Source organism: Sphingomonas sp. URJC2, from assembly GCF_059803575.1.
In genome coordinates, this window is the sequence record NZ_JAPFGX010000019.1 from 23,204 (window position 1) to 37,767 (window position 14,564).

The following is a 14,564-nucleotide window of genomic DNA, read 5'->3' on the forward strand; positions in this document are numbered from 1 at the left end:
TGATCGCGCCGGCCCGCCGCCGGCGGGGCTTGTGCGGCGCGCGGAAAGCCGCGATCCTGAGGACCATTGCCATCCCTGGGGCCATAATGTCAGACCTTCGCACCTTCATCACCGGCCTGCCCAAGGCCGAGCTGCACCTTCATATCGAAGGCAGCCTGGAACCCGAGCTGATGTTCGCGCTCGCCGAACGCGGCGGCATCGCCCTGCCCTATGGCTCGGTCGAGGAGCTGAGATCGGCTTATCAGTTCAGCAATCTGCAGGACTTTCTTGATATCTATTATCAGGGTGCGGCGGTGCTGCGCACGGCGGCGGATTTTCACGATCTGGCCGCCGCCTATTTCGCACGCGCGGCCGCTGACGGCGTCGTCCATGCCGAAATCATGTTCGATCCGCAGACCCACACCGCGCGCGGCGTGCCCTTTGCCGAAGTGATCGAGGGGCTGTCGGCGGCCTGTGCGGCGGCTGAGCGCGATCTGGGGATCAGCTCGCGGCTGATCATGTGCATCCTCCGCCATCTGGACGAGGCCGACGGCTTTGCCACATTGGCAGCCGCAGCGCCCTATCTCGACCGCATCGCCGCCATCGGGCTCGATTCGTCGGAGCGGGGCCACCCGCCGGAGAAATTCGCCCGGCTGTTCGCCGCCGCCGGCGCGCTTGGCCTCAGGCGCGTCGCCCATGCCGGGGAGGAAGGGCCGCCCGATTATGTCGTGCAGGCGCTCGATCTGCTCGCCATCGACCGGCTCGACCATGGCAATCGCGCGCTCGAGGATGCCGCGCTGACCGCGCGGCTGGCGCGCAGCGGCATGACGCTGACCGTGTGCCCGCTGTCCAATCTGAAGCTGTGCGTGATCCCGTCGCTGGATGCCCACCCGATCGACCGGATGCTGGAACTGGGGCTGCGGGCGACGGTCAACTCCGACGATCCGGCCTATTTTGGGGGCTATATCGGCGACAATTACCATGCCGTGGCAACTGCGCGCGGCCTTGACCGGGCGGCGCTCGCCACGCTGGCGCGCAACAGCTTTCTGGGGTCGTTCCTCGACGACGAGACGGTCGCGCGCCATCTGGCGGCGATCGACGCCTATCTGGAGACGGCCTGATGCCGGTGTTCACCGAAATCGCCTATGACCGGTTCGTCGCCGATGTCCGCACGCTGGCGGCGGGGATTGCCGCCGAGCCGGACTGGCGGCCCGATTTCCTGATCGGCATCGGGCGCGGCGGGCTGGCCCCGGCGGTGTTCCTGAGCCATGCGACCGGCATCCCCACCCTGTCCTGCGACCTGTCGAGCGCGGTCAAGGAGTTTGCCGACGATGTGCTGGCGCGGCTCGCCGCGCGCGCGCGGGCCGGCGAGACGCTGCTGTTCGTCGACGACATCAATGACAGCGGCGGGACGATCCTGAGGCTGAGGACCAGCCTTGCCGCCGAAGGCGCGCCGGCCGAGCGCATCCGCTTTGCGGTGCTGATCGACAATGTCGTGTCGCGCGCGACGGTCGAATATCGCGCCCGCACCATCGACCGCACCGAGGTGAAGGACTGGTTCGTGTTTCCGTGGGAAGCCATGGCCCCGCAACAGTCGCTCGACAGCGACGCCGCGGCCCAGCCCGCGCGCATCGCCTGAGCGGCCGGATGACCGACTGGCAGGACTGGGTCGGCCGCAGCGTCATGGCCAGCGATGTGGCGACGCCGGGGCTGGCCACGCGCTACCGGGCGACGCTCGATCTTGGTGCCGATGCGCCGCTGCTGGGGCTGGGCTGGTGCCTGTGCCTGCCCGATGCGGCGACGGCGATGCTCGGCCCCGACGGGCATCCGCCGCGCGGCGATTTCCTGCCGCCGGTGCCGCTGCCCCGGCGCATGTGGGCAGCATCGGAGCTGGTGCTGCACCATGGCATCGCGCCGGGCATGGCGGTCAGCCGCACCAGCCGGATCGCGGCGGTGCGCGAGAAACAGGGCGCGACCGGGGCGCTGCTGTTCGTCGAGGTTGGGCATGCGCTCCACGCCGACGACCGGCTGGTGCAGGAAGAAACCCAGACGCTGGTGTTCCGCGCCCCCGCAGACGCCCCCGCGGATTCCACGGCGCCTGCCAGCCCGCCATCTGCCCCGCCGCCCGCGCGCGACGACTGGCCGCACCGGCAGACGATCACGCCCGGCCCGGCGCTGCTGTTCCGTTATTCGGCGCTGACCTTCAACAGCCACCGCATCCATTATGATCTGCCCTATGCCCGCGCGGTTGAGGGCTATGCCGGGCTGGTCGTGCACGGACCGCTGGTCGCGACCCTGCTGCTCCATCTCGCGCAGGATGTGCTGGGCGACCGCCCGGTCGGGCGGTTCGGGTTCCGCGCCCTCGCCCCGGCCTTTGCCGACCGGCCGCTGACGCTGTGCGCACGGGAGGATGCAGACGGGCTGGCGCTGGCCGCGTTCGATGATCGCGGCGCGCAGACAGTCACGGCCCACGCCGCCGCGCGCTGACACACGAAAACGGCCGGGGTGGCCATGCCGCCCCGGCCGTTCGACGCTCCGCCAGCAGGCAGACGCGATCAGAGCATTTTCGGGCCGGCCAGGCTTACCCGGCGGCCCGGAAAATGCGGCAGATCAAAAGGGTCAGAGCACCGGACCCAGATCGACCCGGTCGTGGCGACGGACATCGCCCTTGACGATCGCCGCTTCGACCAGCCGGCCTTCGCCCGCGCCGGTCACGCGCACGGTGGCGCGCTCGGCATTGATGAACATCGGCTGGCGGCCGGCACCCTGGGCCGGCACGAGGCGACGGACGGTCAGCAGCGCACCTGCCTCAAGCTGCTGCTTGCCGGCGCAGATCACCACCTTATCGGCTCCGGCCTCGACCACCATGCCGGCCGCGCAGCTGGCAGGATCGGCGGCCAGCGCCGGCACCGAAAGAAACGCACCGCCCAGCGCGGCTGCAACCACAATCTTGTTCTTGAACACCGACATTTCTCGCTCCTCCACGATCAGGATACGAGCGTCGATCACCAAAGCCGGGCAGAAAACGAAACCAGACCCGATCATCGAGCTTGCTCGATGCGGTCCGACATCACGATCACCGAAATGATCGCCAGAGGGGCCCGGCCCGCATGGATGCTGATTTAATGCCTGCCGCTTAACGCGCAAGAGCCACCGCAATCAGGAATATCCCGTAGATAAACAAAATCCGATACAGAAACGGCCCCGCTCCAGGGGTGGAAGAGCGGGGCCGCCTCATGGGGTCTATCACGAACCGGGAGGGGTAGGCCCGGCCACGAACCCGTTATGCGGCGCGGCTGTCGCAAGCCTATGTCGCGGCACCGGCGATTTTGTCGCGATTTGTCGCAAAGCCCTGCCACCCGGCGGCACGCAGGTCGCAGGCCGGGCAATGGCCGCAGCCATAGCCCCAGTCGTGCAGGACCGTCCGGTCGCCCAGATAGCAGCTATGGCTGTCGACGCGGATCAGTTCGACCAGCCCCGGCCCGCCCAGCCGTTCGGCCATCGCCCAGGTCGCCGGCTTGTCGCGCCACATCAGCGGCGTGTGCAGCACGAAGCGCCGGTCCATGCCAAGGTTGAGCGCGACCTGAAGCGCTTTCAGCGTATCGTCGCGGCAGTCGGGATAGCCCGAATAATCGGTCTCGCACATGCCGCCGACCAGATGGCGGATGCCGCGCCGATAGGCGACCGCGCCGGCCAGGGTGAAGAACAGCAGGTTGCGCCCGGGCACGAAGCTGTTGGGCAGCCCCTCCGCCCCCATTGCGATTTCGGCATCGCGGGTGAGCGAGGTGTCGGAAATCGCCCCCAGCACGGCCAGATCGAGCAGATGGTCCTCGCCCAGCCGCGCGGCCCAGCCGGGCTTGAGCGCGGCCATGCCGGCGCGCAGCTTCAGCCGGGTGTCCAGCTCGATCGCATGGCGCTGGCCATAGGCAAAGCCGATCGTCTCGACCCGCGCGAACCGCTCCAGCGCCCAGGCAAGGCAGGTCGCGCTGTCCTGCCCGCCCGAATAGAGCACCAGCGCCGCTTCATGTTCGGTCAGTTCCATCTCTTCCAACCCGTTTCCGCCCGCGCCGCCATGCGCCAGCCGATCAGCGCAAAGCCGGCCCCGGCGAGCCAGCCGCCGATCACGTCCGACGGCCAGTGCACGCCCAGCGCCACCCGCGACACGCCGACCGCGATCACCAGCGGCACCCCCGCCCAGGCCAGACGCCCGTCGACGAGCAGCGTGGCGAGCAGCCACACACAGGCCGTCTGCGCGGCATGGCCGCTCGGATAGCTCAGGTCCCAGACATGGTCGAGATGCGGCAGCAGATCGGGCCGCGGCCGGCCGAACCCCCATTTGAGCGCGGAGTTCGCAAGCGTCTGGACAAGCAGGGTCAGCATCAGCACCGCCGCCGACCCGCGCCGCCCGCTGCGCGCCAGCCACAGCGCCGCCGCCAGCGCGACGCCGACCCGCGCCGGCCAGTCGCCCAGCCCGGTCACAGCGCGCCACAGGCCGGGCGCAAACGGCCCGTCGCTGCGCAACCGGCCCAGCGCCTCGACCGCCGCGACATCGCCGGGCAAGGGGCCGCCAAGGCGGATGACAAAGCCCAGCAGCAGCGCCAGCGTGATCAGCACCAGCCCGGGCAGCAGGCCCCGCCCAAAGCCCTGCGCGCGTCCGCCGCTCACGGCCGCGCCGCGATCACCTCGCCGCCCTTGATGACCATTGCCGGGCGTTCGAGCAGCCGGACATCGCGCGTCGGATCACCATCGACGGCCACGATATCGCCATAGCGCCCGACCGCGATCGCACCGACATCGCCGGTGCGCGCCAGCGCCTCGGCCGCGTTGCGCGTCGCCGCCTGGATCGCCTCCATCGGCGTCATCCCATATTCGACCATCACCCGGAACTGCCCGGCGGCGGTGCCGTGCGGCATCACCCCGGCATCGCTGCCGAACACCATCCGCACCCCGGCCTTGTGCGCCTTGCGGAAATTGTCGCGCTGGATCTGGGCGACCTCGCGGTCCTTGCGCAGATTGTCTTCCAGCACGCCGTTCTTCTTGCCTTCGGCCTGGGTGTATTCGGTGTTGAAGATGTCCATCGAAAACCACACCGGCTGCTTGCGCTCGGCCGCGAGGCGGATGCCTTCCTCGTCGACTAGGCTGGCATGTTCGATGGTGTCGATCCCGGCGCGGATCGCCGCCTTGATGCCGGCCGCGCCATGCGCATGGGCGGCGGTGCGCAGCCCCCATTGATGCGCCTCGTCGGCGATCGCGCGCAGCTCTTCCTCGGCCAGCTGCTGCTGCCCCGGTTCGGTGTTGCGCGAGAATACCCCCCCGGTCGCGCAGACCTTGATCACCTCGGCCCCGTATTTGCGCTGCTCGCGCACCTTCTGGCGCAGCTGTTGCGGGCCGTCGCCCACCGCTTCGCCCTTGGCGCGGAACGAGGGCGGCAGATAGGTTTCGTCGCAATGCCCGCCGGTCGCGCCCAGCGCATGGGCGGCAGGCACGATGCGCGGCCCGGCGATCAGCCCCTCGTCAATCGCCTGCTTGTAGGCGACATCGGCATAATCGGCCGACCCGACATTGCGCACGGTGGTGAAGCCGGCGCGCAGCATCGACTGCGCATTGGCGACGCCCTGCACCGCCCAGAACAGATCGGTGAACTGAAGCCCGGTATAGCCGCCATAGACCGGATTGCTGTCGAGATGGACATGCATGTCGATCAGCCCGGGCAGGATCGTCCGGTCGCCCAGATCGATCCGCTTCGCATCGGCGGGCAGATCGGCGGGTGCCTGTGTGCCGACCGAGGCGATGCGGCCGTCGCGGATCACCACCACCGGCCGCTCGACCATGCGGCCGGCGAGCACATCGACCATGCGGGCCGCGGTTACGACGACGACCTTGTCCCCCGCCGCCCGCGCATCCCCAGCCATGCCGCCCAGCGCCAGCGCCGTTCCCAGTGTCAGGCCAATCACATTCATGCGCATCATCAATCCTCCCGGCTGCTGTGCTGGCAGGAGCCGGGCGGGCTGACAAGCATGTCGTGCCGGTTTTGCCAGCGCCGTGCGGCACCAGCCCCGTCAGATGTGGAGCGCGCGTCCATAGGCGGCGAGCACGCTTTCATGCATCATTTCCGACAGCGTCGGATGCGGGAAAACGGTTGCCATCAACTCGGCCTCGGTCGTCTCCAGCGTCTTGCCGACGGTGAAGCCCTGGATCAGCTCGGTCACTTCGGTGCCGACCATGTGCGCGCCGAGCAGTTCGCCGGTCGCGGCATCGAACACCGTCTTCACAAAGCCTTCGGCCTCGCCCAGCGCAATCGCCTTGCCATTGCCGATGAACGGGAAGCTGCCGACCTTGACGTCATAGCCCGCCTCGCGCGCCCGCGCCTCGGTCAGGCCGACGCTTGCCACCTGCGGGTGGCAATAGGTGCAGCCGGGGATGTTGCGCGGGTCCATCGCATGGGGGTGGTGGCCGGCAATCGCCTCGGCGGCGATCACGCCTTCATGGCTCGCCTTGTGCGCCAGCCAGGGCGGCGCGGTGATGTCGCCGATCGCCCAGATGCCAGGCACGTTGGTGCGGCACATGGCGTCGGTCTTCAGGAAACCGCGCTCGTCCATCGCGACGCCCAGTTCGGACAGCCCGATATTCTCGGTGTTGGGCACGATGCCGACCGCGACGATGACATGGCTGAACGTCTCGGTCAGCTCCTTGCCGCTCTTGTCCTTGAGCTTTGCGGTCACGCCGTCCGCGCCGACCTCGAGCGCGCCCACGCCCGCGCCGGTCATGATCGTCATGCCCTGTTTGACCAGCGCCTTTTCGAGGAAAGCCGAGACCTCATGATCCTCGACCGGCACGATGCGGTCCATCATCTCCACGACCGTCACCTTAGCGCCCATATCGTTGTAGAAGCTGGCAAACTCGATGCCGATGGCCCCCGATCCGATGACCAGCAGTCGCGACGGCAGCTCGGTCGGCACCATCGCGTGGCGATAGGTCCACACCCGCTTGCCATCGGCCTTGGCGAACGGCAGCTCACGCGCCCGCGCGCCGGTGGCGACGATGATGTTCCTGGCCGCCAATTCGGTCGCCTTGCCGTCCGCGCCGGTCACGGTCAGCCGGCCGGGGGCGGTCAGCCGCCCCTCGCCCATATGCACGGCGATCTTGTTCTTCTTCATCAGATGGGTGACGCCCTGGTTGAGCTGCCTGGCCACCCCGCGCGAGCGCTTGACCACCGCATCCAGATCCGCGCCGATCTTTTCCGCGACAAGCCCGTAATCCTTGGCATGGCGCATATGGTGCAGCATCTCGCCCGACCGCAGCAGCGCCTTGGTCGGGATGCAGCCCCAGTTCAGGCAGATGCCGCCCAGCGACTCGCGCTCGACAATCGCGGTCTTCAGGCCCAGCTGGCTGGCGCGGATCGCCGCCACATAGCCGCCGGGGCCGGAACCAAGGACGACCAGATCGTAATTTTCCGCCATGTTCGCGTCACCATCCATCGTTGATGCGGGCAGCATCCGGCGGATGCGGCCCGGCGGCACCCGCGGGTGCCAGAAATATCGTCAGCCCGCCGCGATCACGCGCGGCCGCCGCGCCTCGTCAATCGCCACGAACACGAACCGCGCCTCGGTCACCTTGCACAGCTGCTCGCCATGCCGGTCGCGGCACCAGCTTTCGACCTCGATGGTCATGCTGGTGCGCCCCACCCGGACCAGCCGGGCATAGACCGACACCTCGTCGCCGACGACGACCGGGCGGTGAAACTGCATCGCATCGACGGCGATGGTCACCGCCCGCCCCTTGGCATGGCGCGCCGCGACCAGCCCGGCGGCCATGTCCATCTGGCTCATCAGCCAGCCGCCGAAGATGTCGCCATAGGGATTGGCGTCGGCGGGCATGGTGGTGACGCGCAGCGCCGGCTCACCGGCCGGGGGGGCGGGCGCATCCGATCCGGGCGTTTCGGAGGCAGGCGGGGAGGCCATTGCCGCGCCGATCAGGCGACAAGCGCGAGCGGCTGCTCGACGATCTCGCGGAACGCCTGCATCAGCCGCGCCCCGTCCGCCCCGTCAATGGCGCGGTGGTCGAAGCTGCCGGTCGCCGACATGACGGTCGCGATCTGCAGCGCGTCGTCGATCACGAACGGCCGCTTCTCGCCCGCGCCGATCGCCATGATCATGCCCTGGGGCGGGTTGATCACCGCCTCGAACTGCTTGATCCCGAACATGCCCATGTTCGACAGGCTGGCGGTGCCGCCCTGATATTCGTGCGGCTGCAACTTGCCGTCCTTGGCGCGGCCGGCCAGCTCCTTCATCTCGCTGGCAATCGCGGCGACGCCCTTGGCCTCCGCCCCGGTGATGATCGGCGTGATCAGCCCGTTGGGCACCGACACGGCGACCGCAATGTCGGCGCGGCTGTATTTGATCAGCTGGTCGCCGGCGAAGGTGACGTTGCATTCCGGCACCTGGCGCAGCGCGACGGCCAGCGCCTTGATCAGCATGTCGTTGACCGACAGCTTGACGCCGCGGGCGGCCAGCGCGCCATTCAGCTCGCCGCGCAGCTTGAGCAGCGCATCCAGCCGCACGTCGAGCGTCAGATAGATATGCGGGATCGTCTGCTTCGCCTCGGTGAGGCGGCGGGCGATGGTCTTGCGCATGTTGCTGAGCTTGATCGCTTCATGCGGAATGTCGGTCGCAAAGGCAGCGGGCGCAGCTGCCGCAACCGGGGCCGCGACGACCGGGGCGGAAGCGGCAACCGGGGCTGCAACCGGCGCAGCGGCGGCGGGCGCGCCGGCGGCATCGACATCGGCCTTGACGATCCGCCCGCCCGGGCCGGACCCGGTCAGCGCCGCCAGATCGACGCCGCGTGCCTCGGCCAGCCGGCGGGCGAGCGGCGATGCCTTGATGCGATCACCGGACAGCGCGGCCGCGACCGGCGCGGGCGACGGGGCAGCAGCTGCAGGGGCCGACGCGGGCGCAGGTGCAGCGGCGGGAGCCGGAGCCGGCGCGGCCACGGCACCGGCCTCTTCGCCTTCGCCCGCCAGGAGCGCGATCACCGTGCCGACCTTGACCCCGTCGGTGCCGGCGGCGACCAGAATCTGCGCGACAACACCCTCATCGACCGCCTCGAACTCCATCGTCGCCTTGTCGGTCTCGATTTCGGCGAGAATATCGCCCGAGCGAACGGCATCGCCTTCCTTGACGAGCCACTTGGCGAGCGTGCCTTCCTCCATCGTCGGCGACAGGGCGGGCATTTTGAGCTCGATCGGCATGGATCTTCCTTTACGTCTTCGTGCGCTGCGCTCCTTCGGCCAAGCGGCCCCATCGGGTCAAGCGCTTGCAGCGGCGCGGCCATTGGTTCATCCAGCCTTTTCGAAATGGCTTAGGGGTGTGGCCATGCGGACCTATCTGGCTGTCGTGGACGAGACGAAAGAGGCCGAACTGGCGCTGCGCTTTGCCGCGCGCCGGGCGGCCAAGACCGGCGGCGCGGTGCTGGTGCTGGCGCTGATCGAGCCGGCCGAGTTCGTGCAATGGGGCGGCGTGCAGGCGACCATCGAGGACGAAGCGCGCCAGCGCGCCGAAGCGCTGGTCGCCGCCGCCGCGGGCACGCTGGTCGAGGAAGCGGGGATCCGCCCGTCGATCATGGTCCGTCAGGGCGATCCGGTGCAGGTGGTGCGCGCGCTGCTCGCCGAACATGACGAGGTGGCGGCGCTGGTGCTGGGCGCGGCGGCAAGCGGCGCGCCCGGCCCGCTGGTCAGCTATTTTGCCGGGGCCGATGCCGGGCGGCTGCGCTGCCCGATCATGATCATTCCAGGCTCGCTGTCGCCCGAGGCGGTCGACCGGCTGAGCTAGAGCAGGGTTGAATCACCCCGCGATGCGCGGGGCGATCAGCGCCATCAGCGCGGCACAGCCCGCCGCATCTTCGGCATCGAAGCGCGCAAGACTGGGGCTGTCGAGGTCGAGCACGCCGATCAGCCGCCCGTCATGGATCACCGGCACCACCAGTTCGGATGCCGAGGCGGCGTCGCAGGCGATATGGCCCGGAAAGGCATGCACATCCGCCACCAGCTGGATCTCGCGCGTCGCCGCCGCCGTGCCGCACACGCCGCTGCCGATTGCGATGCGGATGCACGCGGTCTTGCCCTGAAACGGGCCGAGCACCAGCTCGTCGCCGATCAGCCGGTAGAAACCGGCCCAGTTCAGATCGGGCAGATATTCGTAGATCAGCGCCGCGGCATTGGCCATGTTGGCGATGGCATCGCGTTCGCCCGCCGTCAGCGCATCGAGCGCGCCGGCCAGATCGCGGTAAAGCTCGGCCTTGCTGCCGGCGGCGATGTCGAATTTGTACATGGCTGGTTCTCGTCTGAGGCGTCGGCAGTTAGGGACGCCGGCCCCCGCCTGCAAGCCCTGCCCGTTGCGTGCCCCGGTCAGTCCGGGGTGATCCGCCCCCGCCCCTGCTTGACGATGCTGCGGCTTTTCTTCGCATCGACGCGCCGGGCCTTGGCGGCGCGGCTGGGGCGCGTCTTGACGCGCTTGGCCGGGCGCTCGAACGCGCGGCCGACCAGCTCGGCCAGCCGGGCGCGCGCATCCTGGCGATTGGCATCCTGGGTGCGGTGGGCGCGGGCGGTGATCACGATCTCGCCCTCCTTGGTCCAGCGGCTGCCGGCCAGTTCCTTCAGCCGCTGATAGACGGGCGGCGGCAGGCGCAGCGCAAACACGTCGAGCCGGATCTGCACGGCGGTCGCCACCTTGTTGACATTCTGCCCGCCCGGCCCGGTGGCGGCGAGGAAGCGTTCCTCGATCGCCGCTTCGGGCAGCCGGGGCAGGTCGGGTGCCGCCACGGCGTCAGCCCGCCCCGGCCGGGGCGAACGCGCCGAAGCGTGCGGGCAGCGGCGCGGCGACGTCGATGGCGGGCTTGGTGCGGCGCGGCATCACCAGCCGGCTGGCATGGAGCAGCAGCGGCACATCGCTGCCAGCCCCGTCGGTCGCACCATCGGTCGGGCCATAGGTCGGATCGCCGACGATCGGCAGGCCAAGGCCGCTTGCCGCATGGACGCGCAGCTGGTGCGTGCGCCCCGTCTTCGGCTCGAACCGGACGAGGGCGCGCCCGCCAATCACCTGTTCGACCTGCCAATGGGTGACCGCCGGCTTGCCCTTGCGCGCCGGGATGATGCGCCAGCCGCCCGATGCGCTCGACACCTTGGACAGCGAGAGGTCGATCACGCCGGACTCGTCCTCCGGCACGCCGGCCAGCACCGCATGATAGGTCTTGGCCACCGTGCCTTCGGCAAAGCTGGCCGAAAACCGCCGGTGCGCGCCATGGTTGCGCGCGAGCAGCAGGCAGCCCGATGTGTCGCGGTCGAGCCGGTGGACCAGCCCCGGCGGCCGGGCAAAGCCGAAGCGCAGGCTGTCGGCCAGATCGGCCAGTGCCGGCGTGCCGTCGCGCGGGCGATCGACCGGCAGGCCCGAAGGCTTGTCGATCACCAGCGCTTCGGCGTCGATATAGAGGATGCGATCATCGAGCATCCCCGCTCCCTACCCCCTCTCCCGGACGTCCGGGAGAGGGAAATGCAGGCAAGGCTTCAGTTGGCGAGCCGGGCGGCGGTGCGCGCCGCGCGGGCGCCCAGATACCGGGCACCGGCCAGATCGGCCTCGCTCGGCTGGCGTTCGCCCTGCCCGCCCGCAATCGTCGTCGCGCCATAGGGCGCGCCGCCGCGCACCTCGTCATGGCCCAGCTGGCCCTGATAGCCATAATCCAGGCCGACAATGGTCATGCCGAAATGCAGCAGGTTGGTCAGGATCGAGAACAAGGTCGTCTCGTTCCCGCCATGCTGGCTGGCCGATGAGGTGAAGGCCGCGCCGACCTTGCCGTTGAGCGCGCCGCGCGCCCACAGGCCGCCCGCCTTGTCGAGGAACGCCGCCAGCTGCGACGGCATGCGGCCGAACCGGGTCGGCGCGCCGACGACGATGGCGTCATATTCGGCCAGCGCATCGACGCTCGCGATCTCGGCATGGGCCGGGGTCTGGAAATGGGCGGCGGCGGCGATTTCGGCCGGCACCGTTTCCGGCACCCGCGCAATCGTCACCTCGGCCCCTTCGGCGCGTGCGCCTTCGGCCACGGCCTCGGCCATCGCTTCGACATGGCCGTAGGAGGAATAATAAAGCACCAGCAGCTTCGTCATCGACATGCTCCCTTGATCAACGGGTCAGCGGATCTGCGGACCCGGCATTATTCGGAATCGACCATCACCAGCTCGGCATCGGCGCGGGCGGTGATGCGGAACCGGCCACCGCCCGACAGCGCGCCGCCATCGCGCGCCGCCAACAGCGTGCCATCAACCTCGACCTCGCCGGTCGCGGGCACCAGATAGCCGTGCCGCCCCTCGCCCAGCTCATAATCGATGCTCTCGCCCGCCTTGAGCGTCGCGCCCAGCACCCGGGCATCGGCGCGGATCGGCAGCGCACCGGCCGCGATCTCGTCGTCAAAGCCGCTCGCCAGCGTCACGAACCGGCCCGACCGGTCGCCCTTGGGAAAGGGCTTCGCGCCCCAGCCGGGCGTGCCGCCCAGCCGCTTCGGCTCGATCCAGATCTGGAAGATGCGCGTCACGTCGGGTTCGAGATTATATTCGGCATGGCGCACGCCGCTGCCCGCGCTCATCACCTGCACATCGCCCGCCTCGGTGCGGCCGACATTGCCCATCGAATCCTGATGGGTGATCGCGCCCGCGCGGACATAGGTAATGATTTCCATATTCTGGTGCGGATGCGGCGGAAATCCGCTGTTGGGCGCGATTTCATCGTCATTCCACACCCGGAGCGCACCCCAGCTGACCCGCGCCGGATCGTAATAATTGGCGAAGGAAAAATGGTGCCGGGCCTTCAGCCAGCCATGATCGGCATGGCCCAAAGTCGCAAAAGCTCGTTTCTCGATCATCGACAGTCTCCCGTCTTGCACCATCCCCAGATAGCGCGCAGGATCATTCCGAAAAGAGAAACGTCGGAAACCTATCGTTTCCTTTTGGGAGCCAATCGACCCATTATGCGCCTGCCCGATTTCGAAGCCTGGGCGATTTTCGCCCATGTCGTCGACCACCGCTCCTTCACCGGCGCGGCGCGGGCGCTCGGCCTGTCCAAGGCGACGGTGTCGAAAGCGGTGTCGCGGCTGGAGGAGCGGCTGGGGGCCAGCCTGTTCCACCGCACCTCGCGCACCCTGTCGCTGACCGAGACCGGCCGGGCGCTCGCCCCGCGCGCCGCACGCATCCTGGCTGAGGGGCAATGCGCGGAGGAAGACGCCGCCGATGCCGCGCTCAGCCCGCGCGGGCTTGTCCGGCTGGCAGCACCCATGACCTTCGGGCTTGAACGCATCGCCCCCGCCCTGCCCGATTTCTTCGCCCGCCATCCCGATGTGACCGTCGACCTGCATCTCGACGACCGGGCGGTCGATCTGGTCGAACAGGGGTTCGACGTCGCGCTGCGCATCGCCCAGCTGCCCGACAGTTCGCTGCGCGCCCGCCGGCTGGCCCCGATCGCGCGCCACACGGTTGCCGCCCCCGCCTATCTGGCGCGGCACGGCCGGCCGACGCACCCGGCGCAACTCGCCGATCATCGCTGCCTGTCCTACACCAACCTGCCGACCGATGTCTGGCGCTATGCCGGGGCCGATGGCAGCGAGATCGCGGTCCGCCCCCAGGGCCCGCTGCTCGCCAATAGCGGCGAGGCGCTGCTGCACAGCGTGCGGGCCGGGCTGGGCATCGCCGTGCTGCCCGATTTCATCATCGACGCCGATCTGGCCGCCGGGCGGCTGGAAGCGATCCTGACCGAATGGCGCTGGCCGCCGATTGCGCTGCATCTGGTGACGCCGCCCGGCACGCTGCGCCCGGCGCGGGTGACGGCATTGATCGACTTTCTTGCCGCGCGTTTTTCGGCCAAGACCTGATCCATGTCAGATGCCATTCCCGCCGCCACGCTCGTCCTGTTCCGCCCCGCCGCCAATGGCCCGCCCGAACTGCTGATGGTCGAACGCGGCGCGATCATGGCCTTTGCCGCCGGCGCGCTGGTGTTTCCGGGCGGGCGCATCGATGACGAGGATCGGGTGGAGGCGGCGCTGCCCGCGCTGGGGCTGACCGCGCTTGACCCCGACGATGCGGCGGCGCGGATCGCGGCGCTGCGCGAAACGCGCGAGGAAACGGGCAGCGACTATGGGCTGACGCCCGCCGACCTCACGCCCTTTGCGCGCTGGCGGCCCAACTTCAAGGAAAGCCGGACGTTCGACACCCGTTTCTACATCGCCCCGGTGCCGGCCGATGCGCCCGATCCGGTCGCGGACGGGACGGAGAATGTCCGCGCCTTCTGGGCGAGCGCTGCGGCGGTGCTCGCCATGGCGGCGCGCGGCGAGGCGCAGCTGATCTTCCCCACCCGGCGCAATCTGGAACGGCTGGCGCTGTTCGACAGCTTTGAGGATGCGCGCGACCATGCGCTCGTCCATCCGGTCGATCTGATCACGCCCTGGATCGAGGAACGCGACGGGGCCGCGCATCTGTGCATCCCCGACGGGCTTGGCTATCCGGTCACGGCCGAACCGTTCGCCGACGTCAGGCGCGGCTGAGGCGC

General features: G+C 69.2%; 18 protein-coding genes. 6 read left to right on the forward strand and 12 right to left on the reverse strand.

Annotated elements, in window-relative coordinates; genetic code table 11:
* Positions 1 to 86 precede the first annotated feature (86 nt).
* From OPU66_RS08785 to OPU66_RS08795, 3 genes are read left to right on the forward strand one after another with little or no spacing between them, the layout of a single operon-like run.
* The gene (locus tag OPU66_RS08785) at positions 87 to 1,100 is read left to right on the forward strand and encodes an adenosine deaminase (protein WP_498553244.1); all 1,014 of its coding nucleotides are present in this window, start codon (positions 87 to 89) and stop codon (positions 1,098 to 1,100) included.
* Positions 1,100 to 1,618 carry a phosphoribosyltransferase gene (locus OPU66_RS08790; RefSeq protein WP_498553245.1) on the forward strand — a complete coding sequence of 173 codons (519 nt, stop codon included), beginning with the start codon at positions 1,100 to 1,102 and terminating at the stop codon, positions 1,616 to 1,618. The genes OPU66_RS08785 and OPU66_RS08790 overlap by 1 nt, the downstream gene beginning before the upstream one ends.
* An 8-nt stretch (positions 1,619 to 1,626) precedes the next feature.
* Positions 1,627 to 2,466, forward strand: a complete 840-nt coding sequence (locus OPU66_RS08795) for an HTD2 family dehydratase (protein ID WP_498553246.1) — start codon at positions 1,627 to 1,629, stop codon at positions 2,464 to 2,466.
* A 132-nt stretch (positions 2,467 to 2,598) separates the two neighbouring features.
* Here OPU66_RS08795 and OPU66_RS08800 read toward each other — a convergent pair whose 3' ends face one another.
* The 7 genes from OPU66_RS08800 to OPU66_RS08830 all read right to left on the reverse strand — a co-directional run bounded on the left by OPU66_RS08800 (position 2,599) and on the right by OPU66_RS08830 (position 9,226).
* Positions 2,599 to 2,988 carry a hypothetical protein gene (locus tag OPU66_RS08800; protein ID WP_498553247.1) on the reverse strand — a complete coding sequence of 130 codons (390 nt, stop codon included), beginning with the start codon at positions 2,986 to 2,988 and terminating at the stop codon, positions 2,599 to 2,601.
* 298 nt (positions 2,989 to 3,286) lie between these two features.
* Positions 3,287 to 4,021: a 7-cyano-7-deazaguanine synthase QueC gene (queC, locus tag OPU66_RS08805; protein WP_498553248.1), complete on the reverse strand. Its 735-nt coding sequence runs from the start codon at positions 4,019 to 4,021 to the stop codon at positions 3,287 to 3,289.
* Positions 4,012 to 4,644 (reverse strand): phosphatase PAP2 family protein, encoded by a 633-nt coding sequence (locus tag OPU66_RS08810; protein ID WP_498553249.1) that lies wholly within the window; start codon positions 4,642 to 4,644, stop codon positions 4,012 to 4,014. Before OPU66_RS08810 ends, queC begins: the two co-directional genes overlap by 10 nt.
* Positions 4,641 to 5,945, reverse strand: coding sequence for a Xaa-Pro dipeptidase (locus OPU66_RS08815; RefSeq protein WP_498553278.1), 1,305 nt, complete (start codon positions 5,943 to 5,945; stop codon positions 4,641 to 4,643). Before OPU66_RS08815 ends, OPU66_RS08810 begins: the two co-directional genes overlap by 4 nt.
* Before the next feature lie 93 nt (positions 5,946 to 6,038).
* Complete coding sequence (gene lpdA, locus OPU66_RS08820) at positions 6,039 to 7,439, reverse strand: dihydrolipoyl dehydrogenase (protein WP_498553250.1); 1,401 nt, start codon at positions 7,437 to 7,439, stop codon at positions 6,039 to 6,041.
* An 81-nt stretch (positions 7,440 to 7,520) separates the two neighbouring features.
* Positions 7,521 to 7,940 carry an acyl-CoA thioesterase gene (locus tag OPU66_RS08825; protein WP_498553251.1) on the reverse strand — a complete coding sequence of 140 codons (420 nt, stop codon included), beginning with the start codon at positions 7,938 to 7,940 and terminating at the stop codon, positions 7,521 to 7,523.
* 11 nt (positions 7,941 to 7,951) lie between these two features.
* The gene (locus OPU66_RS08830; RefSeq protein ID WP_498553252.1) at positions 7,952 to 9,226 is read right to left on the reverse strand and encodes a pyruvate dehydrogenase complex dihydrolipoamide acetyltransferase; all 1,275 of its coding nucleotides are present in this window, start codon (positions 9,224 to 9,226) and stop codon (positions 7,952 to 7,954) included.
* A 124-nt stretch (positions 9,227 to 9,350) separates the two neighbouring features.
* Between OPU66_RS08830 and OPU66_RS08835 the strand changes: the two genes are divergently transcribed.
* Entirely contained in the window at positions 9,351 to 9,806 is a 456-nt protein-coding gene (locus OPU66_RS08835) for a universal stress protein (protein ID WP_498553253.1), read from the forward strand.
* A gap of 12 nt (positions 9,807 to 9,818) precedes the next feature.
* Here the strand turns inward: OPU66_RS08835 and OPU66_RS08840 are convergent, their stop codons facing one another.
* The 5 genes from OPU66_RS08840 to OPU66_RS08860 all read right to left on the reverse strand — a co-directional run bounded on the left by OPU66_RS08840 (position 9,819) and on the right by OPU66_RS08860 (position 12,888).
* Positions 9,819 to 10,304, reverse strand: coding sequence for a GAF domain-containing protein (locus OPU66_RS08840; RefSeq protein WP_498553254.1), 486 nt, complete (start codon positions 10,302 to 10,304; stop codon positions 9,819 to 9,821).
* Positions 10,305 to 10,381: 77 nt separating this feature from the next.
* Positions 10,382 to 10,795: an alternative ribosome rescue aminoacyl-tRNA hydrolase ArfB gene (arfB, locus tag OPU66_RS08845; RefSeq protein WP_498553255.1), complete on the reverse strand. Its 414-nt coding sequence runs from the start codon at positions 10,793 to 10,795 to the stop codon at positions 10,382 to 10,384.
* A gap of 4 nt (positions 10,796 to 10,799) precedes the next feature.
* Positions 10,800 to 11,480, reverse strand: coding sequence for an RluA family pseudouridine synthase (locus OPU66_RS08850; protein WP_498553256.1), 681 nt, complete (start codon positions 11,478 to 11,480; stop codon positions 10,800 to 10,802).
* 56 nt (positions 11,481 to 11,536) lie between these two features.
* Positions 11,537 to 12,136, reverse strand: coding sequence for an NAD(P)H:quinone oxidoreductase (gene wrbA, locus OPU66_RS08855; RefSeq protein WP_498553257.1), 600 nt, complete (start codon positions 12,134 to 12,136; stop codon positions 11,537 to 11,539).
* Positions 12,137 to 12,183: 47 nt separating this feature from the next.
* Positions 12,184 to 12,888: a pirin family protein gene (locus OPU66_RS08860; RefSeq protein WP_498553258.1), complete on the reverse strand. Its 705-nt coding sequence runs from the start codon at positions 12,886 to 12,888 to the stop codon at positions 12,184 to 12,186.
* A gap of 105 nt (positions 12,889 to 12,993) precedes the next feature.
* Between OPU66_RS08860 and OPU66_RS08865 the strand changes: the two genes are divergently transcribed.
* Both OPU66_RS08865 and OPU66_RS08870 read left to right on the forward strand, forming a co-directional pair.
* Positions 12,994 to 13,890 (forward strand): LysR family transcriptional regulator, encoded by an 897-nt coding sequence (locus OPU66_RS08865; RefSeq protein WP_498553259.1) that lies wholly within the window; start codon positions 12,994 to 12,996, stop codon positions 13,888 to 13,890.
* A gap of 3 nt (positions 13,891 to 13,893) precedes the next feature.
* Positions 13,894 to 14,559 carry an NUDIX hydrolase gene (locus OPU66_RS08870; RefSeq protein ID WP_498553260.1) on the forward strand — a complete coding sequence of 222 codons (666 nt, stop codon included), beginning with the start codon at positions 13,894 to 13,896 and terminating at the stop codon, positions 14,557 to 14,559.
* Positions 14,560 to 14,564: the final 5 nt, after the last annotated feature.